General features: G+C 64.7%; 5 protein-coding genes and 3 pseudogenes. All 8 read right to left on the reverse strand.

Translation table 11 applies throughout. The annotated features are described in order from the left end of the window. Positions 1-280: 280 nt before the first annotated feature. Entirely contained in the window at positions 281-1144 is an 864-nt protein-coding gene (locus ASD42_RS17145) for an amino acid ABC transporter permease (RefSeq protein ID WP_056817880.1), read from the reverse strand. After that, a complete protein-coding gene (locus ASD42_RS17150) occupies positions 1141-1812 on the reverse strand; it encodes an amino acid ABC transporter permease (protein WP_056817883.1) in 672 nt (223 codons plus the stop codon). The genes ASD42_RS17145 and ASD42_RS17150 overlap by 4 nt, the downstream gene beginning before the upstream one ends. Positions 1813-1835: 23 nt before the next feature. Continuing rightward, on the reverse strand, positions 1836-2436 hold a 601-nt coding region (locus ASD42_RS17155), incomplete at its 5' end, for a glutamate ABC transporter substrate-binding protein (RefSeq protein ID WP_156677498.1). Between the two features lies 1 nt (position 2437). Next, positions 2438-2711, reverse strand: a pseudogene (locus ASD42_RS34435) (transporter substrate-binding domain-containing protein); the annotation flags it as partial. Between the two features lies 1 nt (position 2712). Beyond that, a pseudogene (locus ASD42_RS35330) lies at positions 2713-2909 on the reverse strand (hypothetical protein); the annotation flags it as partial. A gap of 31 nt (positions 2910-2940) precedes the next feature. After that, on the reverse strand, positions 2941-3669 hold the full coding sequence (locus ASD42_RS17165) for an amino acid ABC transporter ATP-binding protein (protein WP_156677500.1): 729 nt from the start codon (positions 3667-3669) through the stop codon (positions 2941-2943). A 184-nt stretch (positions 3670-3853) separates the two neighbouring features. Continuing rightward, on the reverse strand, positions 3854-4939 hold the full coding sequence (locus ASD42_RS17170; protein WP_056817886.1) for a glycosyltransferase: 1086 nt from the start codon (positions 4937-4939) through the stop codon (positions 3854-3856). 28 nt (positions 4940-4967) lie between these two features. Continuing rightward, positions 4968-5723 (reverse strand): annotated as a pseudogene (locus tag ASD42_RS34775) (hypothetical protein); the annotation flags it as partial.

The raw sequence follows: 5723 nt of genomic DNA on the forward strand, positions 1-5723 counted from the left end.
AAATCGGCCACAACACCCACCACGAGGCGCCGCTCTCGATGACCGGGCTCAAGGCCCTCGGCTGGTATGGGCATCCGTTGCCATTACGGCTGGTACAACGCCCAGCCTCTCGAGAAGAGGCTGGGTTGGTTATCGCCAGACGAGTACGAAGCCAGATACCAGGGCCGGTTCCAGCCGGAACCAGATAGTTCGCTCTCCGGCTCAGCGGGGGAACCTCACACCGGTTGCGCAAGAAGACGGGGCCCGATCTGATCGGATCGGGCCCCGCGTCGGTGGGTGACTATTTCTTGGTGACGATCGAATCGGGCGCGAGCACCGCGCTGGCACTCTTGTTGCGGGCGCGCAACCGTTTCTCCAGGCTGGTCGCCAGGAAGCTCAGAGCCATGTTGAGCGAGATCATGATCAACGCGACAACGATCAGGGCCGAGATCGTGTTCTGGAGCGCGGCGCCTTCCTGCTGACCGGAGCGCACGAGTTCCACGTAGGTGATCTGGTAGCCGAGCGCGGTGTCTTTGAGCACGACCACCATCTGTGACACGAGCGCGGGCAGCATCACGGTGACGGCCTGGGGGAGCAGGATCAGCCGCATCAGCTGGTTCTTGCGCAACCCGAGCGCCGCCGCCGCCTCGGTCTGTCCCTTGGGCAGCGACTTGATTCCGGCGCGCACGATCTCGGCGATGACCGCCGAGTTGTAGATGATCAGCGCGATCACCACAGCGGCCAGGGCAAGCTGTTCGGACGGGAACAGGTTGTAGTCGCCGAAAACCGCGAACAGGAAGATCATCAGGATCAATACGGGTATCGCCCGAGCGAGCTCGACGACAGTGCCCGCGGCCGCGCGCACCGAGCGGTGATCCGACAGGCGAAGCACGCCGAAGATCATGCCGAAGACCACCGATCCGACAATCGAGATCGCCGCCGCCGTCAGCGTGCCCTGCAAACCGGGTAGCAGGTAGGTCTCCCACACATCGGAGTCGAGGAAAGGCCGCCATTTCGCCGCCGTGAACTGGCCCTTCTCGGCGAACGCCGAGTAGAGCGACCAGCCGGCGGCGAGCAGGGCGAGCACAACGGCCACCGAGTACACGTGGTGGCGCAGCCGCGTGCGTGGGCCCGGCGCGTCGAACAGGACCGATGCGGTGCTCATCGAACCACCTCGTATCGGTTGGCGAGCCAGCCGAACAACAGGCCGGTCGGCAGGGTCAGCACAATGAAGCCGAGGCCGAAGATCGCGCCGACGGCCAGGACGGCTGCCTCGTTCTCGTTCATCGAACTCATCAGCAACGCCGCCTCGCCGACGCCGACAACCGAGGCGACCGTCGAGTTCTTGGTGAGCGCGATCAGCACACTGCCGAGCGGGGCGATAACCGCGCGGAAGGCCTGCGGGAGCACGATCAACCGCAGGTTCTGCGCGAACCCGAAGCCGAGGGAACGACCCGCCTCGGACTGGCCGAGTGCGACGGTGTTGATGCCCGCGCGAAGTGATTCGCAGACGAATGCCGCGGTGTAGACACTCAGGCCGACGATCGCCCAGCGAAAATTGTTCTCGCGCAGCGAATCACCGGCCAGTTTCCAGCCGAGCGTGGTGTAGAGGCCCAGTGAGGTGAACACGATGATCAGGGTGAGTGGGGTGTTGCGGAAGATGGCGACGTACGCCGTGCCGACCCAGCGCGCTACCGGAATCGGGGATACGCACATGCCGGCGACGACGGTCCCGATGACGAGAGCGCCGATCGCGGAGAAGACGGTGAGTTGGATGGTTACTCCGAACGCGGTGAGGAATTCGGAGTGATATCTCGAGATCAGGTCGAACACGGACGCGCGTCCTCCGGTCGGTGCTAGTAGCGGTCGATGGTCGGCGGGGCGGGCACGGCGAAGCCGGTACCGGCGAAGTTTCTCTCCTGCGCGGCCTTCCACGACCCGTCGGTGATCATCGACGCGATGGCGTCGTTGACCTTGGTCCGCAGATCGGTCTGGCCCTTCTTCACCCCGATGCCGTACTTCTCGGTGGTGAAGGGCTTGTTCACCAGCTTGAACGTGCCGGGCGACTGGGCGGCGTAACCAGCGAGAATGACGTTGTCGGTGGTGACCGCGTCGATCGCGCCGCTGCGCATCGCCTCGATGCACAGCGAGTAGGTGTCGTAGGTCTGCAGCTGGGCCTGCGGGTAGTTCTTCTCGATGTTCTGGGCCGGGGTGGAGCCCTTCACCGAACAGACCTTCTTGCCCGCGAGGGAGTCGGGTCCGGCGATCGTGGTGTTGTCGGCCTTGACCAGCAGGTCCTGGCCCGCGATGTAGTACGGGCCGGCGAAGTCGACCTTGTCCTTGCGCTTGTCGGTAATGGAGTAGGTGGCCACGACGAAGTCGACCTGGCCGTTCTCGATCAGGGTCTCGCGCTGGGCCGACGGCGCTTCCTTGAAGGTGACGTTCTCCGGCTTCACANACCGAAATCGACCTTCTCCTTGCGCTTGTCGTTGATCGAGTAGGTGGCCACGACGAAGTCGACCTGGCCGTTCTCGATCAGGGTCTCGCGCTGGGCCGACGGCGCTTCCTTGAAGGTGACGTTCTCCGGCTTCACACCGAGCTTGTCGGCGACGGACTTGGCCACGTCGACGTCGAAGCCGCTGTAGGTGCCGTCGGTATTGCGCAGGCCCAGACCCGGCTGGTCGAACTTGATGCCGATGGTCAGCTTGCCGTCCTTGGCGTTGTCCAGGGCGNAAGCCGCTGTAGGTGCCGTCGGTATTGCGCAGGCCCAGACCCGGCTGGTCGAACTTGATGCCGATGGTCAGCTTGCCGTCCTTGGCGTTGTCCAGGGCCGACTTGTTCTCACCGCCGCCGCAGGCCGCGGTGACGGTGGCTGCCAATACCAGTGCCGCTGCGCCGATTCCGACGCGCGTCGCACGATTGATCCTCATGGGGTTTCCTCAGCTCTTCGGGACAGGGTTTTCAGTGGGTAAGAATCTTGGCGAGGAAGTCCCTCGCGCGTTCGGAAGTCGGTGCGGTGAAGAACGCTTCGGGCGCGGTGTCTTCGATGATCTCGCCGTCGGCCATGAACAGGACGCGATCGCCGGCTCGGCGCGCGAAGCCCATTTCGTGGGTGACCACGAGCATGGTCATGCCTTCCTTGGCGAGGGCGACCATCACGTCGAGGACCTCGTTGACCATCTCGGGGTCGAGCGCGGAGGTCGGCTCGTCGAACAGCATCACTTTGGGGTCCATCGCCAGCGAGCGGGCAATGGCCACGCGCTGTTGTTGGCCGCCGGAGAGTTGGGCCGGGTATTTGTCGGCCTGGTTGGCGATGCCGACCCGCTCGAGCAGGGCGAGGGCATGTGTGCGGGCCTCGTCCTTCCGCTTTCCCCGCACCTTGGTAGGGGCGAGCATGACGTTCTCGAGGATGGTCTTGTGCGCGAACAGGTTGAACGACTGGAACACCATGCCCACCTCGGCGCGCAGGGCGGCGAGGGCTTTGCCCTCGTCGGGCAGGGTGACGCCGTCGATGGCGATGTCGCCGGAGTCGATCGGTTCGAGGCGATTGATGGTGCGGCACAGGGTAGATTTCCCCGAACCCGACGGGCCGAGGACGATCACGACCTGCCCACGGGGCACGTCGAGGTGGATATCGCGCAGGACGTGGAGTTCACCGAAGTGTTTGTCCACGTTGCGCATCGAGATCATCGGCACAGCGGTGGATGCGGGAGCGGCATCGTCGGTCATGCTGAGAAAGATAGTTCTGATCCGTCAAAAAACTTCTCGGGCAACGGCATTCATTTGCGACTGCGCCAAGAAGACAACTGCCGGTAACCCGACGCCTGCTGTTAACCTCGTGTCCCTCCCGATGTTAACCACGGTAAACCGGCTGCTAGCGGGCGTACCAGCCGTCGTCCCAGAGGTCGAGTAGCCGTTCGAAATAGGTTTCGTACTGGGGTGCGACGGCATCGGTGGAGAACTTGCCTATCGCGTACTCGCGGATCGCGCGGTAGTCGAGTTTGTCCACTGTTTCCGCGGCCGTACAGAATTCGCGCAGGGTGCGGCAGCGGAAACCCTGTACCCCCTGCTGCACGGTTTCGGTGAATACGCCCCAATCGGTGGTGATGACGGGCGTACCGCACAGCATGGCTTCGGCGTGCACGCCACCGAAGGGTTCCAGATACAGCGTGGGCACGAAAACCGCGCGGGCGCGGCTCATGAGCTCGCCACGTCGGACGCTGTCGACGACGCCCACGTACTCGACACAATCGGCGGTCGGCACCTCGCCCGCGCTCGCGCCGGCGACAATGAGCTTCACGCCGAGGCGCGTGCAGGTGTCGATCGCGACCTGAATGCCCTTGGCCTCGATCAGCCGGCCGATGAAAAGGAAGTAGTCGTCTTTGTCGGCCGAGTACGGAAACTCCTCCACCGCGTAGTAATTCGGGATCACCGCGTCATAGAACTCGCCTCGGGCGCTCATCACGTCGGACACGGTGGTCCGCGCGCCGTAGACCGAATGCATCCACGCGTAGCTCTCGAACACTCGATACTTGGCGAATACGCCGCTGTAGCCGATACCGAATTCGACCGTCATGAGTTCGGGCAGGGTGTCGGCGATGGCCTGCTGGCAGCAGCCGCCGAGCACGCCGATGAAGTCACGTTCCCGCTTTCGCTCGGCGATCTCGCTGATCGCGCGCGCGTTCGCGACGCGCCAATGGTGATCGTGCGGGTCCCAGGTGAGATTGCTGATCTCCTTGGTCGGGTCGTTGCCGCCGAACCACTCGGCCTGCTCGGCCTTGGTCACCAGCGGCACGAACTCCGCGCAGAGCGCGTCGTTCTCCTCGCCGCCGTAGAGGATGACGTCGTGGCCGTGCTCGGTCATCATGGTGGCGAACCGGCGCGCCTTCTGGGTGTACGCGCAGGGCTGATAGGCGATGGTTGTCTGCGTGTGGGGCAGGCTGACGACATGAAAACGCATGGGACGCTCGCAGAGAGTAGTAGTGGAATCAGCGGTCGATGATCGGGCGGATCGAGAGCGGGTCCTCGCCGATCGCCTCATCGAGGTGTTCGGTGCTGTCGAGATAGGCCGCGCGTTTGCGCTCTTGCTGCTGTTGCTGACCCTGGCCGCCCATGCCACCACCCATGCCGCCGCCCATCGGGTAACCGCCCATGCCCATCGGCATGCCTGCGTTGGTCATGCCAGTGCCCGTCGCGATGCCGGCGCGGGTCTGTTCGGTGGAGGTGGTGACGGGACTCGCGCGGGGGAAGAGCTTGTCGTCGACGCCGCCGCCGATGCCGCTCGGTAGGCCACCTCCGCCTCCACCGCTTCCGAGACCAGCGGGTCTGATGTCATCGAGGGCGCCCGACGCGCCGAGCTGATCGAGCAGGCCGAATGGGCCGCTCGCGCCGGAGGCGCCCGACGCGCCGGAGGAACCTGACCCGCCGGTGAGTTGGCTGAGCATGTTCGACAGGGTGGAAAGGGGCCCGGTCGCGCCGTTGGGGGTTGTCGTGTCGAGGCTGGAGGTCTCGGCGGTCGGATCGATGCGTTCGGTGGTTTTCGGTGTGCTGCCCTCGGACAGGTTCGGGTTGATCGCGGATTTGGTCGTCGGCTGCGTACTGCTCGGTCCACCGCTCGGCAGGCTTCTATTGCTGCCGCTGTTGCCTCCGCCTGATCCTTGGCCGCCGCCGGAACCTGATCCGTTGGAGCCGCTTCCGCCGCCCGAGCCGCTGCCGTTTCCGCCGCCCGAGCCACCGCTGCCGCT

The sequence above is a fragment of the Nocardia sp. Root136 genome, from assembly GCF_001427185.1.
Lineage (GTDB): Bacteria > Actinomycetota > Actinomycetes > Mycobacteriales > Mycobacteriaceae > Nocardia > Nocardia salmonicida.

What these genes read in the sequence shown, in the direction of transcription:
- ASD42_RS17170 (WP_056817886.1), bottom strand. Translation starts at nt 4,939, where the DNA reads ATGCGTTTTCATGTCGTCAGCCTGCCCCACACGCAGACAACCATCGCC.
- ASD42_RS17145 (WP_056817880.1), bottom strand. Translation starts at nt 1,144, where the DNA reads ATGAGCACCGCATCGGTCCTGTTCGACGCGCCGGGCCCACGCACGCGG.
- ASD42_RS17165 (WP_156677500.1), bottom strand. Translation starts at nt 3,669, where the DNA reads ATGATCTCGATGCGCAACGTGGACAAACACTTCGGTGAACTCCACGTC.